This window comes from Dorea sp. BIOML-A1, from assembly GCF_009875615.1.
Classification (GTDB): domain Bacteria; phylum Bacillota; class Clostridia; order Lachnospirales; family Lachnospiraceae; genus Dorea_A; species Dorea_A amylophila.
This window is the reverse complement of sequence record NZ_WWSA01000002.1, coordinates 1-18,880: the sequence shown is the minus strand read 5'-3', so window position 1 is coordinate 18,880 and position 18,880 is coordinate 1. Positions and strand designations below refer to the sequence as shown.

12 protein-coding genes are annotated in these 18,880 nt (G+C 42.5%); 4 read left to right on the top strand and 8 right to left on the bottom strand.

The genetic code is table 11. The features are described 5' to 3' along the window. Nucleotides 1-6: 6 nt before the first annotated feature. Nucleotides 7-660 carry a YigZ family protein gene (locus tag GT508_RS00915; protein WP_055281416.1) on the bottom strand — a complete coding sequence of 218 codons (654 nt, stop codon included), beginning with the start codon at nt 658-660 and terminating at the stop codon, nt 7-9. A gap of 152 nt (nt 661-812) precedes the next feature. Between GT508_RS00915 and GT508_RS00910 the strand changes: the two genes are divergently transcribed. Then, a complete protein-coding gene (locus GT508_RS00910) occupies nt 813-3,476 on the top strand; it encodes a transglycosylase domain-containing protein (RefSeq protein WP_161143380.1) in 2,664 nt (887 codons plus the stop codon). A 93-nt stretch (nt 3,477-3,569) separates the two neighbouring features. Here the strand turns inward: GT508_RS00910 and GT508_RS00905 are convergent, their stop codons facing one another. The 5 genes from GT508_RS00905 to ftsH form a co-directional block, all read right to left on the bottom strand. Continuing rightward, nucleotides 3,570-4,502, bottom strand: a complete 933-nt coding sequence (locus GT508_RS00905) for an ROK family glucokinase (protein WP_161143379.1) — start codon at nt 4,500-4,502, stop codon at nt 3,570-3,572. Nucleotides 4,503-4,514: 12 nt separating this feature from the next. Beyond that, on the bottom strand, nt 4,515-5,444 hold the full coding sequence (gene hprK, locus GT508_RS00900) for an HPr(Ser) kinase/phosphatase (protein WP_055281409.1): 930 nt from the start codon (nt 5,442-5,444) through the stop codon (nt 4,515-4,517). 50 nt (nt 5,445-5,494) lie between these two features. After that, nucleotides 5,495-7,348: an excinuclease ABC subunit UvrC gene (uvrC, locus tag GT508_RS00895; protein ID WP_161143378.1), complete on the bottom strand. Its 1,854-nt coding sequence runs from the start codon at nt 7,346-7,348 to the stop codon at nt 5,495-5,497. A gap of 64 nt (nt 7,349-7,412) precedes the next feature. Beyond that, nucleotides 7,413-8,114 (bottom strand): precorrin-2 C(20)-methyltransferase, encoded by a 702-nt coding sequence (cobI, locus tag GT508_RS00890; protein WP_161143377.1) that lies wholly within the window; start codon nt 8,112-8,114, stop codon nt 7,413-7,415. A gap of 129 nt (nt 8,115-8,243) precedes the next feature. Beyond that, nucleotides 8,244-10,217 carry an ATP-dependent zinc metalloprotease FtsH gene (gene ftsH, locus GT508_RS00885; RefSeq protein ID WP_055281402.1) on the bottom strand — a complete coding sequence of 658 codons (1,974 nt, stop codon included), beginning with the start codon at nt 10,215-10,217 and terminating at the stop codon, nt 8,244-8,246. 183 nt (nt 10,218-10,400) lie between these two features. Between ftsH and GT508_RS00880 the strand changes: the two genes are divergently transcribed. Both GT508_RS00880 and GT508_RS00875 read left to right on the top strand, forming a co-directional pair. Continuing rightward, a complete protein-coding gene (locus GT508_RS00880; protein ID WP_161143376.1) occupies nt 10,401-11,894 on the top strand; it encodes a DUF1846 domain-containing protein in 1,494 nt (497 codons plus the stop codon). 65 nt (nt 11,895-11,959) lie between these two features. Continuing rightward, nucleotides 11,960-13,573: a CTP synthase gene (locus GT508_RS00875; protein WP_055281397.1), complete on the top strand. Its 1,614-nt coding sequence runs from the start codon at nt 11,960-11,962 to the stop codon at nt 13,571-13,573. Between the two features lie 110 nt (nt 13,574-13,683). Here the strand turns inward: GT508_RS00875 and GT508_RS00870 are convergent, their stop codons facing one another. Together GT508_RS00870 and GT508_RS00865 are read right to left on the bottom strand one after the other, a co-directional pair. After that, nucleotides 13,684-16,845 carry an AAA family ATPase gene (locus GT508_RS00870; protein ID WP_161143375.1) on the bottom strand — a complete coding sequence of 1,054 codons (3,162 nt, stop codon included), beginning with the start codon at nt 16,843-16,845 and terminating at the stop codon, nt 13,684-13,686. After that, complete coding sequence (locus GT508_RS00865) at nt 16,846-18,009, bottom strand: exonuclease SbcCD subunit D (RefSeq protein WP_161143374.1); 1,164 nt, start codon at nt 18,007-18,009, stop codon at nt 16,846-16,848. A gap of 112 nt (nt 18,010-18,121) precedes the next feature. On the opposite strand from GT508_RS00865, the gene GT508_RS00860 reads away from it, so the two are divergent. Continuing rightward, on the top strand, nt 18,122-18,814 hold the full coding sequence (locus GT508_RS00860) for a YkgJ family cysteine cluster protein (RefSeq protein ID WP_117597118.1): 693 nt from the start codon (nt 18,122-18,124) through the stop codon (nt 18,812-18,814). Nucleotides 18,815-18,880 lie beyond the last annotated feature (66 nt).

Genomic DNA, 18,880 nt, shown 5'->3' with positions numbered 1-18,880 from the left:
AAGCAATTATTCCAAAACCGTTGGCACACCGTCAATCTCAGCATAATAACACTCTTCTTTCGGTGTCATATCTGCCTGTGCGTTCGTCCCTTCCGTAATTGCATGCATCACCTGTTCCAGTTCCGTCTTCGGGATCAGTACTTCCAATTCTACTTTATCCGTATATACCGTATCCAGTATTTTCAGCTCTCTCTGGGCCAGAATGTACTGGATCTTACCGAATGTTGTATAATCTGTCTCTATATGAAGTTTCACACCCAGAATCTTCGTTATCACGACCGATGCCCGCAGACCGGCTTTCACAGCTTGTGAATAAGCCCGAACCAGCCCTCCTGTCCCAAGCAGTGTACCGCCAAAATAACGTGTCACAACCACAGCCACATTCCTCAGTTCATTTCCAAGCAATACATCCAACATTGGTTTTCCGGCTGTTCCGTTCGGCTCTCCGTCATCACTGCAGCGCTGAAGCTGTCCTCTCTCTCCGATCACATATGCAAAACAGTTATGTCTGGCATCCCAGTATTTCTTTTTTGTCTTTTCTATAAATTCCAGTGCTTCTTCTTCATTCTCCACCGGTATTACAGTTGCGATAAATCTTGATTTTTTTTCTACAATCTCATCTTCTCCGCCCTGATAGATGGTTCTGTATTCTGGTAACATTTTGTCGTCCTTTCGTATAATTTGTAAATTTATACATAATATAATACCTAATTTCTTAAGATTTTCCTAGTCTAATATGAAGTTTTCATTTTTTTCTTTATAAAAGAGTGTACATTTGCTATAATAACCTGGTATAAAGGAGGCCTAAACGCATGAATTATGGAAAGAAAAAGGCTGCGAAAAGGCAGAAAAAAATAACGTCCAAATCTACGATGCAGGGAAAACGTATCGTTGTCCGTTTATTCAAAGCATTACTGATCTGTATTGTTCTTGCAGCAGTAGTCGGAGTAGCCGGCGGCGGTCTTTTTATAAAAAAGATCATTGATGATACTCCTCATGTCTCCGCATCTGACGTTAAACCGAAAGGATTTACCACTTTCGTCTACGCCGATGACGGCAGCACAGAGATTGAACGATTTGTATCTTCCGGTTCTAACAGGGTATACAAATCCGTTGATGAGATACCAAAAGATCTGCAGCATGCTTTTGTTGCGATTGAAGATGAACGTTTTTACAAACACAACGGTATAGATTTGCAGGGTATTGCCCGTGCTGCAGTAGTCGGCATTGCAAGAGGTGGTAATTTCACTGAAGGTGCCAGTACTCTTACACAGCAGCTGATCAAGAACAATGTGTTCCCGAACTTTACCAAAGAAAAAACGTTTTATGACAAATTCCAGCGTAAGATCCAGGAACAGTATCTTGCTTTACAGATTGAAAAGAAAATGGATAAAAGCGAGATCATTGAAAGTTATCTGAATACGATCAATCTTGGGCAGAACTGTCTCGGGGTTCAGGCTGCATCGCAGCGTTATTTCGGAAAAGATGTATCTGATCTGACCTTATCTGAATGTGCAGTCATTGCCGGAATCACACAAAGTCCAAGTACTTATGATCCGATCACTCATCCGGATAACAATAAAGTAAGACGCAATAAAGTATTAAAGAATATGCTGGAACAGGATTATATCAGCCAGAAACAATATGATGAAGCACTTGCCGATGATGTATATGCGCGGATCCAGACAACCAATACTGCTTCTCAGGCAGATAATACCTATAGTTATTTTGTTGATGCACTTGCCCAGCAAGTTATTCAGGATCTGAAAGACCAGCTTGGTTATACTGATACGCAGGCTTATAATGCTGTTTACAGCGGCGGTCTTAGTATTTATTCTACACAGAATCAAACCATGCAGCAGATCTGCGATGAAGAAGCCAATGATGATTCCAATTATCCGGGACTGAAAGAATATGGTCTGGATTATGCACTGACTGTAACCCGTGCCGATGGATCAACGGAAAATTATGGCAGCAATAACATCAAGAATTATGTAAAAGAAACTTACGGAAAAGATCAGGGACTTTTATATTCCAGCGAAGATGCTGCCAGAGCAATGGTCGAAGAATGGAAAGCAACAATTGCCAGGGAGGGAGATACTTATGATGAACGTATCACGATCACTCCGCAGCCACAGTCTTCTATCACGATCATGGATCAGAAGACCGGACAGATCAAAGCAATGGTCGGCGGACGTGGAGAAAAAGCTTCCAGCCTTGGTCTTAACAGAGCCTACCAGGGTTCTAAGAGACAGCCGGGATCTACATTCAAGATTCTTGCGGCTTATGCACCGGCATTAGATTCCTGTGACAAAACTCTTGCAACAACAATTGATGATGAACCATATACACTGAAAAACGGACAGGTTTTAAGAAATGCCAATAAGCAATATGGCGGTACTACAACTCTCCGTGAAGGTATCAAACGTTCCATCAACGTAGTAGCTGTAAAATTAAGTGATGAGATCACTCAGGAATTAGGCTATGAGTATTGTCAGAAATTCGGAATCAGTACTCTTGTAAAAAATAAGACGATCAATGGAAAAGTGTTCGATGACAGCACTTCCCAGACTCTTGCTCTTGGTGGTATCACAGAAGGTGTCTACAATTACGAAATGTGTGCAGCATATGCAACGATTGCCAACGGCGGCGAATATAATAAACCAACGCTTTACAGCAAAGTAGTTGACCATGATGGCAATGTCCTTCTGGATGGTACCGGCGAATCACATACCGTACTCAAAGACAGTACAGCATACCTTCTCACCAGCGCAATGGAAGATGTCGTCAATTCCGGTACCGGTACTGCATGCCAGCTTCCTAATATGCCGGTAGCCGGTAAAACTGGTACCACAACTTCCAACAAAGACTTATGGTTCTGTGGATTTACACCATATTATACCTGTGCCGTATGGGGAGGATATGATGACAACAAGGAATGTGATTATGACACAAGTTTCCGTTTCAGACTCTGGAAAGGTATCATGAGCCGTATTCACGAGAATCTGGAAGAAAAAGATTTCAAAGTTCCTTCTTCCGTTGAACGTAAAAGCATCTGTACAATTACAGGAAAACTCGCAGGAAGCGGATGCCCGTCTATTACAGAATATTTTGCAAAAGACACACTGCCTACCGAAACATGTTCCGGACATGGATATTCATACGGAAGCAAATCGAACTCTTCCACAGAAGACGACAGCAATTCTACTGCTAATACTTCCGGCGATTCCAATAGAGAAAACGGCAGTAATTCAACGGCCGGCAATACAACCGGTAACACAGCAACCGGCGGCGATACAACCGGCGGTACTACAACGGGCGGCTCAACCGGTAGTACTACAACGGGCGGCTCAACCGGTGGTTCAACCGGCGGTTCAACCGGCGGTTCAACCGGCGGTTCAACCGGCGGTACTACAGGTGGTTCAACCGGCAGCGATACAACCGGTGGCTCAACCGGCGGTACTACACCTCAGTAATATATAGAAAAATGCGGGATAGTTAAAACCATCCCGCATTTTTTATACATATTTTTTTGATTGTAAAATCAATCTCATTTTTTCCAATATCCTTTATGAAAGAATTAATTTAGCAGCTCCACAGATTCCTGCATCATTCCCTAATGTCGCAAGGACAAATTCGGTATCTTTGTTAGCAAAAAAAGCTCTCTCTTTAAAGTTCTTTTCCACATACTCTATCAGTACTTCACCTGCTTTGGATACACCCCCGCCAATCACAATTGCTGACGGATCTACCACTGCTGCCAAATTAGCCATTGCATGTCCGAGATATTTTCCAAATTCTTCTGCAATCTCTTTTGCCACTGCATCTCCGGCTTTCACTGCATCAAATACAGTCTTTGCACTGACTTCCTGCTCTCTTAATACTGACTTGGCATCATCTTTGGCAAGACGGATATTCGCCAGTCTGGTAATTCCTGTGGCTGATGCATATTGCTCCAGACATCCGGTATTACCACATCCGCAATGATCTGTCTCTTCATAATTCACACAGAGATGCCCGATCTCACCACCGGCACCATGCGCTCCTACCAATGGTTTTCCATCAATGATAATTCCACCGCCTACACCTGTTCCAAGCGTTACCATAACGATATTTTTGCGTCCTTTGCCGGCTCCCAGCCACATTTCTCCAAGTGCGGCTACATTGGCATCATTACCGATCTCGGCTCTCATGCCGGAAAGCTCTTCCATCTCTCTTTTTACTTCTTTATATCCCCATCCGAGGTTTGCAGTGTTCTGTACCACACCTTCCGCATTCACCGGTGCCGGAACTCCGACTCCGATTCCTTCCACCTCATCTCTGTCGATCTTCTTTTCTTCAAGCTTTTCCCTTAACGCCTCTGCGATATCCGGAAGAACTGCCTCTCCCTGATTCTCTGTACGGGTCTTAATCTCCCACTTATCTACAATCTCCCCATCGGTCGTAAACAAACCTAATTTTACTGTTGTTCCCCCGATATCTACACCAAAACAATATTTCATTTTGCTACTCTCCTATTTTTTTGTTAGATTCTGCTGTACACGCTTGTACAGTTCCTGTGCTGCATTATATCCCATCTGTTTCTGTCTGTGGTTAACGGCCGCTGTCTCAACGATAATCGCCAGATTACGTCCAGGACGTATTGGAAGATGATGACACACCACTTTATTTCCAAGGAATTCTGTATACTCTTCTTCCAGTCCGAGACGGTCATATTCTTTGTTCTTATTCCACTCTTCAAGCGTGATAACAAGATCAATATTCTGTGTCTCCCTGACACTCAGTACACCGAACAATGCTTTTACATCTACAATACCGATACCACGCAATTCAATGAAATGTCTTGTGATATCCGGTGCCGATCCAACCAGTGTCTCATCACTGACTCTGCGGATCTCTACGACATCATCACTGACAAGACGGTGTCCACGCTTGATCAGTTCCAGTGCGGCTTCACTCTTACCGATTCCACTTTCACCCATGATCAGCACACCAACACCGTATACATCAACCAGCACACCATGAATAGAAATGCATGGTGCAAGTTCCACATTCAGCCATCGGATGATCTCTGCTGTAAATTCCGATGTCTTCTTCTCTGTCTGGAATACAGGGATATTTGCCTTTTCTGCCATCTCCAGAAGCATCTTTTCCGGTGGAAGATTCCTGCAGAAGATCAGGCAAGGAATCTTATAAGAAAGCAGTGTCTCATAAATCCGCTTTTTCTTATCTTCATCTGTCATCTTCTCCAGAAATGTATATTCTACATAACCAATGATCTGTACACGTTCTGAATCAAAATGTTCAAAAAATCCTGTAAGTTGCAGTGCCGGTCTGTTAATATCTGGTATCTCTACATCTTTATCAGACAGATCTACATCCGGTGTTAAATTTTTAAGATTCATTTTTTCAACAAGTGTTTTTAATTCAACTTTATTCGCCATATTCTTCTACCTCACACGTATTAAAAATCTCTTTAATTATTATACCATACTTAATGATTCTGGTGAAAAAATTTATATACTTCCTGTGCAGATTTTTCATTCATACTTGGCAGTTCTTTTAACTCTTCTACTGTTGCATTACGGATTGCATCAATATTCTCAAAGCATCGCATCAGATCTTTTCTTCTTGCAGGGCCGACTCCCGGAATATCGTCCAGCACAGAATGCACCTGCCCCTTGCTGCGCAATTGTCTGTGAAATGTAATTGCAAAACGGTGCGCTTCGTCCTGTATCCTGGTAATCAGCCGGAAACATTCCGAGTTGCGGTCAATCGGAAGTTCGGTATTATTAAAATACAGTCCTCTCGTTCTGTGATTGTCATCTTTTACCATTCCACACACAGGAATATGCAGATGAAGCTTTTCCAGTACTTCCAGTGCTATATTCACCTGCCCCCGTCCTCCGTCCATCATGATCAGATCCGGAAATATCTGAAAGCCTCCGGTTTCACTTTCTTCCTGCTGTTCACGCAATCCATGCCCGAATCTTCTGGTCAGTACTTCATTCATACTGGCATAATCATCCGGACCCTGCACAGTTTTAATTTTGAATTTGCGGTAATCGTTCCGTTTTGGTTTCCCATGTTCATAGACTACCATCGATCCGACAGAATCGAATCCGTTCGTATTGGAAATATCATATGCCTCCATGCGTATGATGCCTTTTAGTCCCAGTATCTTTTCCAGTTCTTTCACTGCACCGATCGTTCTTCCCTCTTCACGTTTCAGACGTTCTCTGTCATTCTTTAACACCATCTGCGCATTCTTTTGTGCCAGTTCTACCAGTTTTTCCTTCGTTCCCTTCTTCGGAATGCGAAGATGTACTCTGCGTTCTCTCCTTGCCGTCAGCCATTCTTCAATGATATCCTGATCTTCAATCTCTTCCGGCAGCATCAGTTCCGCAGGAATATATGGTGTGCCTGCATAGAACTGCTTGATAAAGCTTGACAATATCTCGCCTTCCGTATCATTTTCTGCGCTCTTCAGATAAAAATGATCCCGTCCGATCAGTCTTCCGCTTCGAATAAAAAATACCTGCACAACTGCATCTTCTCCCTCAGAAGCCATTGCAATGATATCACTGTCATCTCCTGCCGTATCTGTGATTTTCTGCTTCTGAGCAACCTTCTGTACACTTGTAAGCAGTTCTCTGTATTCAATTGCTTTTTCGAACTCCAGACTATCCGATGCTGCCATCATCTTTTCTTCCAGTTCTTTTAACACCAGATCATAATGTCCATTCAGGAAACGTACAACTTCGTCTATGGATTTCCGATACTCTTCCTGAGAAATGTATCCCTGGCATGGTGCCTGGCACTGATGGATATGATAATTCAGACAAGGTCTCTCTTTCCCTATGTCTTTTGGCAGCGAACGGTTACAGCTGCGGATATGATAAAGCTTACGGATCAATTCTATCGTATCTTTCACTGCGCCTGCACTGGTATAAGGGCCAAAATATTTTGCCTTGTCCTTCTTCATCTGTCTTGCCAGCATAACCCTCGGAAACGGCTCATTTACTGTAACTTTTATAAACGGATAACTCTTGTCATCCATCAGCATAGTATTATACTTCGGTCTGTGTTCCTTTATCAGATTACACTCCAACACCAGTGCTTCCAATTCAGAATCTGTCACAATGTATTCAAATCTGGAAATATGTGTCACCATCTGTTCTATCTTGGCACCTTTATTCCTGCTGCTCTGAAAATACTGACGGACACGGTTCTTAAGGCTGATTGCCTTTCCGACATAGATGATTGCATCCCTTTCATCGTGCATCAGGTATACACCCGGTTTTCCGGGCAGCTTCTTCAGTTCTTCCTGTATGTTAAAATTCTCCATATACGTCTCCTGTATATTTTTTATTTTCTAATTCTAAACATCTTCTCTGATTTTTTGAATCCTGTTATCGCTCTTTTTCCGACTCTTTTACAATCAATAAAGAATAATAGCCTGCCTGCTCCGGAACATCTTCTATTCTTTCATATATCCGCTCCTCTGGCATTCCACAGTTTTCTATCATCTTTACATTCACATTTCCGTCTTTTTCTTCCAAAGTCCTCTTTACTTCACTTATTCCGGATGCGGACTTCATCAGAATCTTTGTACCGGAATAGTTTAGTGCCGCTTCTATCCCATAGCTGGATGGGATTACATGAAGTTCTTCTGCCTGGTCAACAAGACTGTCATCCAGTCTCGCCGCTGCAGCACAAAAGGACGGAATTCCGCTGATGATCGTTGTCTCATACCCTTTTGCTTTTACTATGCGGTGAATGTACATATAAGTCGAATAGATTGTCGGATCTCCCAGCGTCAGATATGCTACATCCTTCCCTTTTTCCAGTTCTTCTATAATTCTCCCTGCTGCATTTTCATAATTCCGATCCAGAATCTGTCTGTCCTTTGTCATCGGCGTATCCAGACCCAGGAATTCTTTTTCTTCCATGTTCTCTATCATCTCCGCTGCAATCCTGTAGCTGACCGCATGTTTCCTGCCTCTCGCAGGCACTGCGAGCACTTGGCATTCCTTTATGATACGTACTGCTTTATATGTCATAAGTTCCGGATCTCCCGGTCCGACTCCGACTCCGAATAATCTTCCCTTCATACTCTTTCCTCCAGAATACTCTCATCCTGCCTATTATATACCAGGCAGATATAATTGAAAAGAAAAAAGATACAGGGCTTTCTCAAACTTTACCCTGTATCTTTCCTCATATATCTATTCTCTTTATACTTATTCTTCTTCGCAGACAACTTCCTTTATTGCTTCAACAGGTTCTTCGGCTGTATCATCTGCTGATTTCATAACAAACCCTTCACCTTCTACCGGATTCATACCGATTCTTGCTTCTTCCTTCTTCGGTGCATCCGGATCAATTCCTTCTACTTCATGGAAGATTTCCATAAATTCTTTTCCGGTGATCGTCTCTTTTTCGATTAGGAATGCCGCAATCCTATCCAGTGACTGTCTGTGATCTCTCAGCAGTTGTTTTGCTTCTTCATAAGCATCTTTCAGCATCTTCATGACTTCTTCATCAATCTCGGATGCTGTCTGCTGTCCACAGTTGCTGACCGGACGTCCGTCCAGATAACGGTTCTGAATGGATTCCAGACCGATCAGTCCGAACTTCTCACTCATACCATACTGTGTGATCATGGCTCTTGCAACGCTTGTTGCTTTCTCGATATCATTGGAAGCTCCCGTTGTAACCGTATCAAATACCACTTCTTCTGCGGCACGTCCTGCAAGCAATCCGACTAACATCGCCTGAAGTTCCTTCTTCGTATTCAGGAATTTTTCTTCCTCCGGAGTCTGCATAACATAACCAAGTGCTCCCATCGTACGTGGAACAATCGTAATCTTCTGTACCGGTTCCGCATCTTTCTGCAATGCGCTTACCAGCGCATGTCCGACTTCATGGTAGGAAACGATTCTCCGTTCTTCCTGACTCATAATCCGGTCTTTCTTCTCTTTTCCTACAAGTACTACTTCTACTGCTTCAAATAAGTCTGACTGACACACTGCATTTCTTCCATGTTTTACTGCATTGATTGCTGCCTCATTGATCATATTGGCGAGATCGGAACCAACTGCTCCTGAAGTTGCCAGTGCAATCTCTTCCAGATTAACAGTCTCATCCATCTTTACATCTTTAGAATGTACCTTCAGGACCTCTACACGTCCTTTCAGATCTGGTTTTTCCACGATGATTCGTCTGTCAAAACGTCCTGGTCTCAATAACGCAGGATCCAGGATCTCCGGTCTGTTGGTTGCTGCAAGAAGCACCAGTCCTTTATTACTTTCAAATCCATCCATCTCCGCAAGAAGCTGGTTCAGTGTCTGTTCACGCTCATCGTTGCCGCCCATCTGATTGTCACGGCTCTTACCGATTGCATCAATCTCATCAATGAAAATGATACATGGTGCCATCTGCTGAGCCTGTTTAAACAGATCACGTACCCTGGATGCTCCTACCCCGACATACATTTCCACAAATGCTGAACCGCTCAGTGAGAAGAATGGTACCTTTGCTTCACCGGCTACTGCTTTCGCCAAAAGTGTCTTACCGGTTCCCGGAGGACCGACTAACAACGCTCCCTTCGGAAGCTTTGCACCGACACTCGTATATTTCCCGGGATTATGCAGAAAATCTACTACTTCCTGTAAGGACTCTTTTGCTTCATCCTGACCGGCCACATCTTTAAATGTCACACCTGTCTGCTTCTCTACATACATCTTGGCATTGCTCTTACCGATTCCCATCATGCCGCCGCCTTTTGACATACGCTTTGTCATCCAGACGATCATTCCGACAAAGAATGCGATTGGCAGGAATGTTAAGATAACGTTCATTGCTACCGCGGATGTGGTATCCGGAATCTCCTGATTAAATTCTACACCGGCTTTTTCCAGACGGTTGGTCAGTTCGTCATCATTCACAACTCCGGTATAATATTCCTGTGAAATTCCACTGTCCTTATCCTTCTTCGTGACAATCATGATCTTATCACTCTGAATCTCTACTTTTTTGACCTTGCCGTCATCTACCATCTTCAGGAATTTATTATAAGTAATCTCTTTTGCAGAGGTCATTCCCTGAAACTGGAACAGTGCAACCACAAGAATCGATGTAATAACTGTGACCAATAAAATAAACGAAATACCTTGTTTATTATTCTTGTTATTCTTATTATTTTGGTTGTCCATTTTAATCCTCCTGTATAACTAATTATTATAAAGACCACTATGTTAGAAATCAATAAAAACATTATGAAAAGATTGTAAACTTCCTATGTGTTGTAGTATACTTGAAATGAAAATGCTTATGCCGATTCCGGCAGATTTTCCACTATAAAAAATCAAATATATTTTAGATGAGGGAATGTACTTATGAAAATTGGATTCGATAATGAAAAATACCTGAAGATGCAGTCTGAACATATCCGTGAACGTATCGGACAATTTGACAACAAACTGTATCTGGAATTCGGAGGCAAACTTTTTGATGATTTCCATGCCTCCAGAGTTCTTCCTGGATTCCAGCCTGACAGCAAACTCCGTATGTTATGCGAGCTGTCCGATCAGGCCGAAATCGTCATCGTCATCAGCGCTGAAGATATTGAAAAGAATAAGATCCGTGGTGACCTTGGTATCACGTATGATTCCGATGTACTCCGCCTGATGCATATCTATCAGGAACTTGGGCTCTATGTCGGAAGTGTCGTTATTACCAAATATAACGCACAGGAAAGTGCCGAATTATTCAAAAACCGTCTGGAAAAGCTTGGCATCAAAGTGTACCGTCACTACCTGATTCCCGGATATCCGACAAATGTACCTTTTATCGTAAGTGACGATGGTTACGGAAAAAATGATTATATAGAAACAAGCCGTCCTCTGGTCGTTGTGACTGCTCCGGGACCTGGAAGTGGAAAGATGGCTGTCTGCCTGTCACAATTATATCATGAACACAAGCACGGAATCAAAGCAGGTTACGCCAAATTTGAGACATTTCCAATCTGGAATATTCCGTTAAAACATCCGGTCAACCTGGCTTACGAGGCAGCTACGGCCGACCTAAATGATATTAATATGATAGATCCGTTCCACCTGGAAGCCTATGGTGAGACAACGATCAACTATAACCGTGATGTAGAGATTTTCCCTGTATTAAATGCCATGTTCCAGCGCATCTACGGAGAAAGTCCTTACAAATCCCCAACAGATATGGGGGTAAATATGGCTGGCAACTGTATCTGCAATGATGACGCATGTAGAAACGCTTCCTGTCAGGAAATCATCCGCAGATACTATGCATCCAGGAGAAGACTTCTTCTCGGCGCATGCTCTGAAGAAGAAACTTATAAATTAGAAATGTTAATGAACCAGGCAGATATTACCGTTCATGACCGTCCGGTAGTCGATGCGGCTCTCACCGAATCCGAGCGTACAGGCGGGCCTGCAGCTGCACTGGAACTCCCAGACGGCTCGATCGTGACAGGCAAGACATCGGATCTTCTTGGCGCATGCTCTGCTCTTCTTTTGAATGCATTAAAAGAACTTGCAGGTATCGGACATGAGATCAAGATCATCTCTCCACAGGCGATCGAACCAATCCAGAGTCTGAAAACAAAATATCTGGGAAGCCGCAATCCACGCCTTCATACCGATGAAGTTCTGATTGCCCTTTCTGTAAGTGCTGCTACCAGTAAAGATGCAAAACTTGCGATGGAACAGCTTCCTAAATTAAAAGGCTGTCAGGCTCATGTATCTGTTATGCCGGGGTCTGTAGACATCAAACAATTCAAACTGCTGTCTATTCAGGCAACTTTTGAAGCAAAATATGAAAAAAACTCTGTATTTTTTAATAACAAAGGTGTATAATCTTAAAGTATTTTTTTGAACACTTTATATAACAGAGAAACTAATTTTGACTTAAGGAGGAAGTTATGGCAGTAAAATACGTATTCGTTACAGGCGGTGTAGTATCTGGATTAGGTAAGGGGATTACAGCTGCATCTCTCGGACGTCTGCTGAAAGCTCGTGGTTACACAGTTACAATGCAGAAATTCGATCCATACATCAACATTGACCCTGGTACTATGAACCCTGTACAGCATGGTGAAGTATTTGTAACTGATGATGGTGCTGAGACCGACCTTGACCTTGGACATTATGAAAGATTCATCGATGAAAGTCTGAGCAAGAATTCCAACGTAACAACCGGTAAGATTTACTGGTCTGTTCTTCAGAAGGAACGCCGTGGAGATTTTGGTGGAGGAACGGTTCAGGTTATCCCACATATTACAAATGAAATCAAATCCCGTTTTTATCGCAATCCAGCCGCTGAGAATACGGAAATTGCCATTATTGAAGTCGGCGGAACCGTTGGTGACATCGAAAGTCAGCCTTTCCTGGAAGCCATTCGTCAGTTCCAGCATGAAAAAGGACGTGAAAATGTTATCCTGATTCATGTCACACTGATTCCATATCTGAAGGCTTCTCAGGAAATGAAGACAAAACCTACCCAGGCAAGCGTTAAAGATCTTCAGGGAATGGGAATCCAGCCGGATATTCTGGTATGCCGTTCCGAATATCCACTCGGTGTCGGACTGAAAGACAAAATCGCATTATTCTGTAATGTACCGTCTAATCATGTACTGCAGAACCTGGATGTAGAATATCTGTATGAAGCTCCTCTTGCAATGGAAGAAGAGAATCTTGCAGGTGTTGTATGTGAATGTCTCCACCTCGACTGCCCGGAACCGGATTTAAAAGACTGGACAGAAATGGTCGACTACCTTAAGAATCCAACCACCGAAGTCACAGTTGCTTTGGTTGGTAAATATATTCAGCTTCATGATGCTTACATCAGTGTTGTAGAAGCATTAAAACACGGTGGAATCTTCAGCCGTGCTACTGTAAATATCAAATGGATCGATTCAGAAACCGTTACTGCCGATAATGCCGAGGAATTATTTAGTGACGTAAGTGGTATCCTGGTTCCCGGCGGATTCGGTAACCGTGGTATCGAAGGAAAGATCGAGGCGATCAAATATGCACGTACACACAATATACCGTTCTTAGGTCTCTGCCTCGGAATGCAGCTTTCTATCGTAGAATTTGCAAGAGATGTCATCGGTTACAATGATGCTCACAGTGCAGAACTTGATCCAAACACCACTCATCCGGTCATCCATATCATGCCAGAGCAGATTGGCATTGAAGATATCGGCGGAACTTTAAGACTTGGGGCTTATCCTTGTGTACTTGATAAGACATCCAAAGCTTACGAAATGTACGGAACAGATCAGATCAGTGAGCGCCACCGTCATCGTTACGAAGTCAATAATGACTACCGCGAGGCTCTTACTTCTCACGGCATGAAGCTCTCCGGTCTCTCACCGGATGGAAGGATTGTTGAAATGATTGAAATTCCTGAACATCCTTGGTTCATCGCCACACAGGCACATCCGGAATTAAAATCAAGACCGAACAGACCGCATCCATTGTTCAGAGGATTTATCGAAGCTTCTCTGAAATATCAGGAAGAACATAAATAACTATTAAACGAATAAAAACAGGGAAGCTGTTGCTAACGCTTGCGTATCATGCAACAGCTTCCCTGTTTTTATCTCTGTATATAACGGATCCGATAACAGATTTTCCGTCCTTATACCGACCAGCTGACAGAACTTCCCTTGTCCGTCTTTTTCACTACAAGCTTATGATCGATCTGTTCTTTCAGTTCATTTACATGTGAAATAATTCCCACCAGTCTGTCTTTATCCGCAAGATCATTCAGTACACGAATTGCCTGATCTCTCGATGCATCATCCAGAGATCCGAAACCTTCATCTATAAACATCGTATCCAGATGGATCGCACCTGCTGTATTCTGCACTATATCAGAAAGTCCCAATGCCATAGACAGCGCTGCCATAAAAGATTCTCCGCCGGATAAGGTTTTGACATCTCTGATCGTATCTGTTGCCATATGATACACATCCAGTTCCAGTCCGGCCTGTCCCTGGCTTCCCAGCTTTTCAACATCTCTGCATTGCAGAATGAATTCGCCGGATGTCATACGGATCAGCCTCTTATTTGCGGCACGTATGATCTGCCGGAAATATTGCCTCTGGATATAAGTCTCGAAGTCCAGTTTTGCACTTCCACTCAGATTTCCATTCGCCGTCTTACTCAGATTACCAATGATTTCATACTGGTTCTGCAGTCCACTGTTCTTCTCAAAATTGCGTCTCAGATTATCCCTGATTTCTCTATTCTTTTCATTGATATTATGAAGCCTCATATATTCCCTGCGAATCTGCTCCAGCACTTCAGATGCTTCTTTTATTTCCTGTTTGATCTGCGCTATATCTTTCTTTTCTTTCCCCTTCAGTTGCTGTTCCAGTAATTTTCTGTTTGCTTCCAGTTCCTGAAGTTCTCTCTGATATGCTTCTGTCCACCGTTCTGCTTCTTCCAGTTCCGTCTCCTTTATGCATTTCCTATGATAACTCTCCTCATCCGCAAATCCCTGTGCCTTCATTACCTGTTCATAACGGAGTTTCTTTTTCTCTGCTTCTTTCTGAGATTGTAAAGCAGATGCCTTCACGGTCTTACTACGTCCTTCCAGTTCCTTTTCTTTATTTTGCATTTCTGTCAGACGTCTGGTCACTGTCTCATAATTCTTTCTCAACTGCTCCAATGCTCCTACTGTCTGTGCCAGATGTTTTTCTGCTTCTTCTATGGTCTCATATGGCAGTTTCTCCTTCGCAGTCTGATATTCAGCCTGTACTTTTGTATATACCAGCTTTGATTCCGTCAGGCATTGGTCCGTTTCCCGTTCTTTTCTTTCCAGTTCCACCGACTGCTCCGCAATCTGTTTCTGATTCTTCTTTAATGCTTTGCATTTTTCGGAAATCTGTTCCAGTTGTTTTAATTGTTCTTCTGTTTCTGCAAACGTCTGTCCCAGATTTTGCATAATCTTTTTCCAGTTAGTCTTAAATCCGTCTTCCGGCGCATCTTTTATGTTCATTTGAAGCGTCTGGCAGATTTCCTGTGCTGCCTGGTATCCTGCAAGACATTCCCGGAATGCAGCGACTTTTATATCTCTTGTTTTTTCTTTCCTGTCTCTTTCCTCCTTTGCAGATTCTACTTCTGCCTGTGTCGGTGCTTCGTCACTCAATAATGTAATCTGAGGATGTTCTCTGGAACCACAGACCGGACAAGGCTGTCCTGCTTCCAGTGTCAAAGCCAGTATTCCCGCCTGTTCTTTCAGAAACTTCTGATACTTCATTTCATATTCCGCCCATGCATGTTCATAATTCTTCTGTTCACATTCAGCTTCTTTCTTTGCTCTTTCGCAGTCTTCCTTTAATTGTTCTTTTCTGTTTTCCTGTCTGTCCAGTTCCTTATATTGCCGCATTTTTTCTTCTGTCTGTTGTTTTTTATTTCTGCATTCATTTATGCATATCTCAACATCTTCATGTTGCTTTAGAAATTCAATTATTTCTTCGCTCTTATTCTGCAGGATTTCATTCTTTTCTTTTATTATTCTTGCATGATTTAAATATTTTTTTATTTCTTCTGCAAGTTTATTCAAAGTTTCCTGCTTTTTATTAATACTCTCATATTGCAAAATTGCATCCTGTATCCGCACTTTTTTCTCGGTCAGTACAATCTCTTTTTCTGTCTTTTCTTTCACAGCCTCTTTCTGATCTTCTGTAAGTTCCTGCAACAATTGTCTGCATTCCTGTAATTTCTTTTGAAGACTATGATCCTGTGTTTTTAACTCTGTCAGCCTTTTTTCTTCTTCCAGATATCTCTTTTCCTCTGTTCTGACACGTTCTGCACTCTTACCGGACTGTATCTGCTCCTTCATAAGCTCATATTTTGCCTTTTCCGCTGTTTTTTCTTTCAGATGGCTCAGTACCTGTCCATACGAATCAAAGAGCTGATCTAGAAGTTCTGCTTCCTTCAGAAGACGGTTCTTATCTTCCAGAAGCACCTGTGCCCCGTCTGCTTCTTTTTTGCAGGCCTTTTCCAATCGGCTTCCCTGTCCGATGATTTCTTTTAGTATCTCCGATATTCTGTCTCTGTCCGGAATATCCTGTCCGGATACTTCTTTCCATTTTCTGCTAAGCTCCGTTTCTTTTCCGTTCTCACACACCGGATACTCTGTCCTGGCCATCTCAAGCTTCATTTCCTGCAGATTCTGTTCCAGTTTGACATATAACTGTACTGCCTGTTTCTTCAATTCTTCCTGTATTCTGTAATAAAAGCGTGTCTGAAATATTCTGGAAAATATCTTTTTCCGTTCTTTTGATTCAGCCAGCAGAAGCTTCAGAAATTCTCCCTGTGCTATCATGGAAATCTGGGTAAACTGATCTGCATCCAGCCCTGTAATTTCTACAATCTTCTGATCCGTCTCTCTCTTCTTTCCTTTGAATACACTTCCATCCGGCAGTGTCAGTTCTACCTTTGGGGTCTCCTTCACATATCTCAGTGACCCGTCTGCATATTTTCTTTTTCCCAGGCGCATATATTCCGGATTTCTTAGTATCTTATATTGTTTCTTTTGATATATAAACGTGTACTCAACATAAGTATCCGTTCCTTCATCCGCATACTGGCTCCGCATCATATTTCCATCTCTGGTGCCGCCGCTGGTCCTGTCATACAACGCATATGTGATTGCATCAAAGATCGTAGTCTTACCTGCACCTGTATCTCCTGTGATCAGAAACAGTCCATTGGGAATCTCTGTAAAATCAATCTCTGTTCTGCCGGCATATGATCCGAACGCTGACATAATAAGCTTAACCGGTCTCATCTACTCCACTCCCTTCACATTGTCAAAGATTTCTTTCATGATTGTCTCCTCCTGCGTATTCATCTCTCTTCCCTGCATCTCCTTATAGAATTCACAAAAAGAGGTAAACGGATCCTTCATAACAAGATCTTCATCCATTTCTTTTAATTTGGTTCTTGTTCTCTGATTATCTACCCGGATCTCTAATATATGGGAAAATACCCGTTCCAGCTGCTCTTTCGGTTTATATGGATCGATCTCATCTGTCAGCGTAATACTGATGTAATCCTCTTTTTCTTCTTCACCGGCTTCTTTTATAATTTCTTCCAGCGTTCCTTTTTTCTTTCTGACATCTCTGAGCGGATGCAGCGGATAGCATGCAATTTCCGGCTTCTCCCCTTTTTCTTTTAAAGTCACCACAGTAAGACTTTTGGTCTGCGTGCTCTCACTGACAGAATACTTCAAAAGCGTACCGCAATACCGGATCTTTGGCCTGCTGACGTACTGTGCCCCGTGAAGATGTCCAAGCGCCACATAATCAAATTCTTTCACTGCCCCGATATCTACATTATCAATCCCTCCTACGGAAAATACTTCCGAATCACAGGTTTCCGGACTTCCTTCCTTTTCTCCTACATAAAACTGATGAGAAACTAATACATTTCTTTTTTTATTATAATCTATCTCTTCTCGTTTAATGATTTCTCTCACAGCATCTGCATATGTCTCTGGTACATTGTTAACAAAAACATTTCTTACATATCCAGGTTTCATAAATGGCAACAGATAAAAATCTACCTCTCCATATTTATCCTGCAATGTTACTTTTTCAATATGCTCTTCCGGCTGCTCCGGAACATTCCCCACAAGATAAATATGATGCCGTCTCAAAATCTCTGAAGCATAATTCAGACGATCAGGTGAATCATGATTTCCGCTGATGATCAGAATCGGAATTGCCGGTGTGATCTCTGAAAGTTCCGTCAGGAACTCATCAAATATAGTCACTGCTTCCGCTGATGGAACTGACTTATCATAAATATCCCCGGCAATCACAATTGCATCCGGACGCAATTCTTTTGCATAGGCAATGACCTCTTTTAAGATCACCTGCTGATCTTCTTTTAAATTATAACGATGAAGCTGCTTTCCGATATGCAGATCCGATAAATGGAAAAATTTCATACCTGTCCACATCCCTTCTATTTTATTTGCATCTTTCTCTATATTACACTATAATCAACTTATCTAACAAGACTATACAAAAAACTATAATCACAGATATGAGGTAATGAGTATGTTAAGAGAGATTAATCTGGATGAAATATCCGATGGGAAATTATACAGCAGCAACGATATGGCCAGGACTGACTGCAAAGGCTGTGACGGTTGCTCCGCCTGCTGTCACGGTATGGGAAGTTCCATCATCCTTGATCCACTGGATGTGTACCGGCTTTCCATCAATCTGTCAAAACCAGTGAATGAACTCCTGGCCGGTCCGCTGGAACTGAATGTGGCAGACGGGATCATTCTTCCGAATCTGAAGATGACCGGAACCAAAGAGGCCTGTTCTTTCCTTGATGCGGACGGACGGTGTACGGTTCATGCATTCCGTCCCGGAATCTGCCGCATGTTCCCTCTGGGACGTTTTTATGAAAACCATTCTTTCCAATATTTCTTACAGGTACATGAATGTCCGAAAACGGATCGTTCTAAAGTAAAGATCAAAAAATGGCTGGATACACCGAATCTGAAAACCTACGAGAAATATATTGCTGACTGGCATTTCTTTCTGAAAGGGCTTCAGAAATACGTTATGAATCTTACTTCTGATTCTTCTTCAAATTCTGATTCAACTGCCAGAACAATCAGTATGCATGTGCTGACACAATTTTATCTGACGCCTTATGGGGAAGATGGGAATTTTTATGAGGAATTTTATGAGAGGCTGGAGAAGTCGCAGCTTTTTACTCAATCGCTTGGGATTTAATTCAGAAAGGCACGACGACCCGGACCTGCATAAAAAGTAGGAAGCCGTTCCTGTTCAGGTTCCGTC

Coding starts and splice junctions, on each gene's coding strand:
- GT508_RS00875 (WP_055281397.1), top strand. CDS start 11,960: ATGGCAGTAAAATACGTATTCGTTACAGGCGGTGTAGTATCTGGATTA.
- hprK (WP_055281409.1), bottom strand. CDS start 5,444: ATGGCGAATAAAGTTGAATTAAAAACACTTGTTGAAAAAATGAATCTT.
- cobI (WP_161143377.1), bottom strand. CDS start 8,114: ATGAAGGGAAGATTATTCGGAGTCGGAGTCGGACCGGGAGATCCGGAA.
- uvrC (WP_161143378.1), bottom strand. CDS start 7,348: ATGGAGAATTTTAACATACAGGAAGAACTGAAGAAGCTGCCCGGAAAA.
- GT508_RS00880 (WP_161143376.1), top strand. CDS start 10,401: ATGAAAATTGGATTCGATAATGAAAAATACCTGAAGATGCAGTCTGAA.
- ftsH (WP_055281402.1), bottom strand. CDS start 10,217: ATGGACAACCAAAATAATAAGAATAACAAGAATAATAAACAAGGTATT.
- GT508_RS00865 (WP_161143374.1), bottom strand. CDS start 18,009: ATGAAATTTTTCCATTTATCGGATCTGCATATCGGAAAGCAGCTTCAT.
- GT508_RS00905 (WP_161143379.1), bottom strand. CDS start 4,502: ATGAAATATTGTTTTGGTGTAGATATCGGGGGAACAACAGTAAAATTA.
- GT508_RS00910 (WP_161143380.1), top strand. CDS start 813: ATGAATTATGGAAAGAAAAAGGCTGCGAAAAGGCAGAAAAAAATAACG.
- GT508_RS00860 (WP_117597118.1), top strand. CDS start 18,122: ATGTTAAGAGAGATTAATCTGGATGAAATATCCGATGGGAAATTATAC.
- GT508_RS00915 (WP_055281416.1), bottom strand. CDS start 660: ATGTTACCAGAATACAGAACCATCTATCAGGGCGGAGAAGATGAGATT.
- GT508_RS00870 (WP_161143375.1), bottom strand. CDS start 16,845: ATGAGACCGGTTAAGCTTATTATGTCAGCGTTCGGATCATATGCCGGC.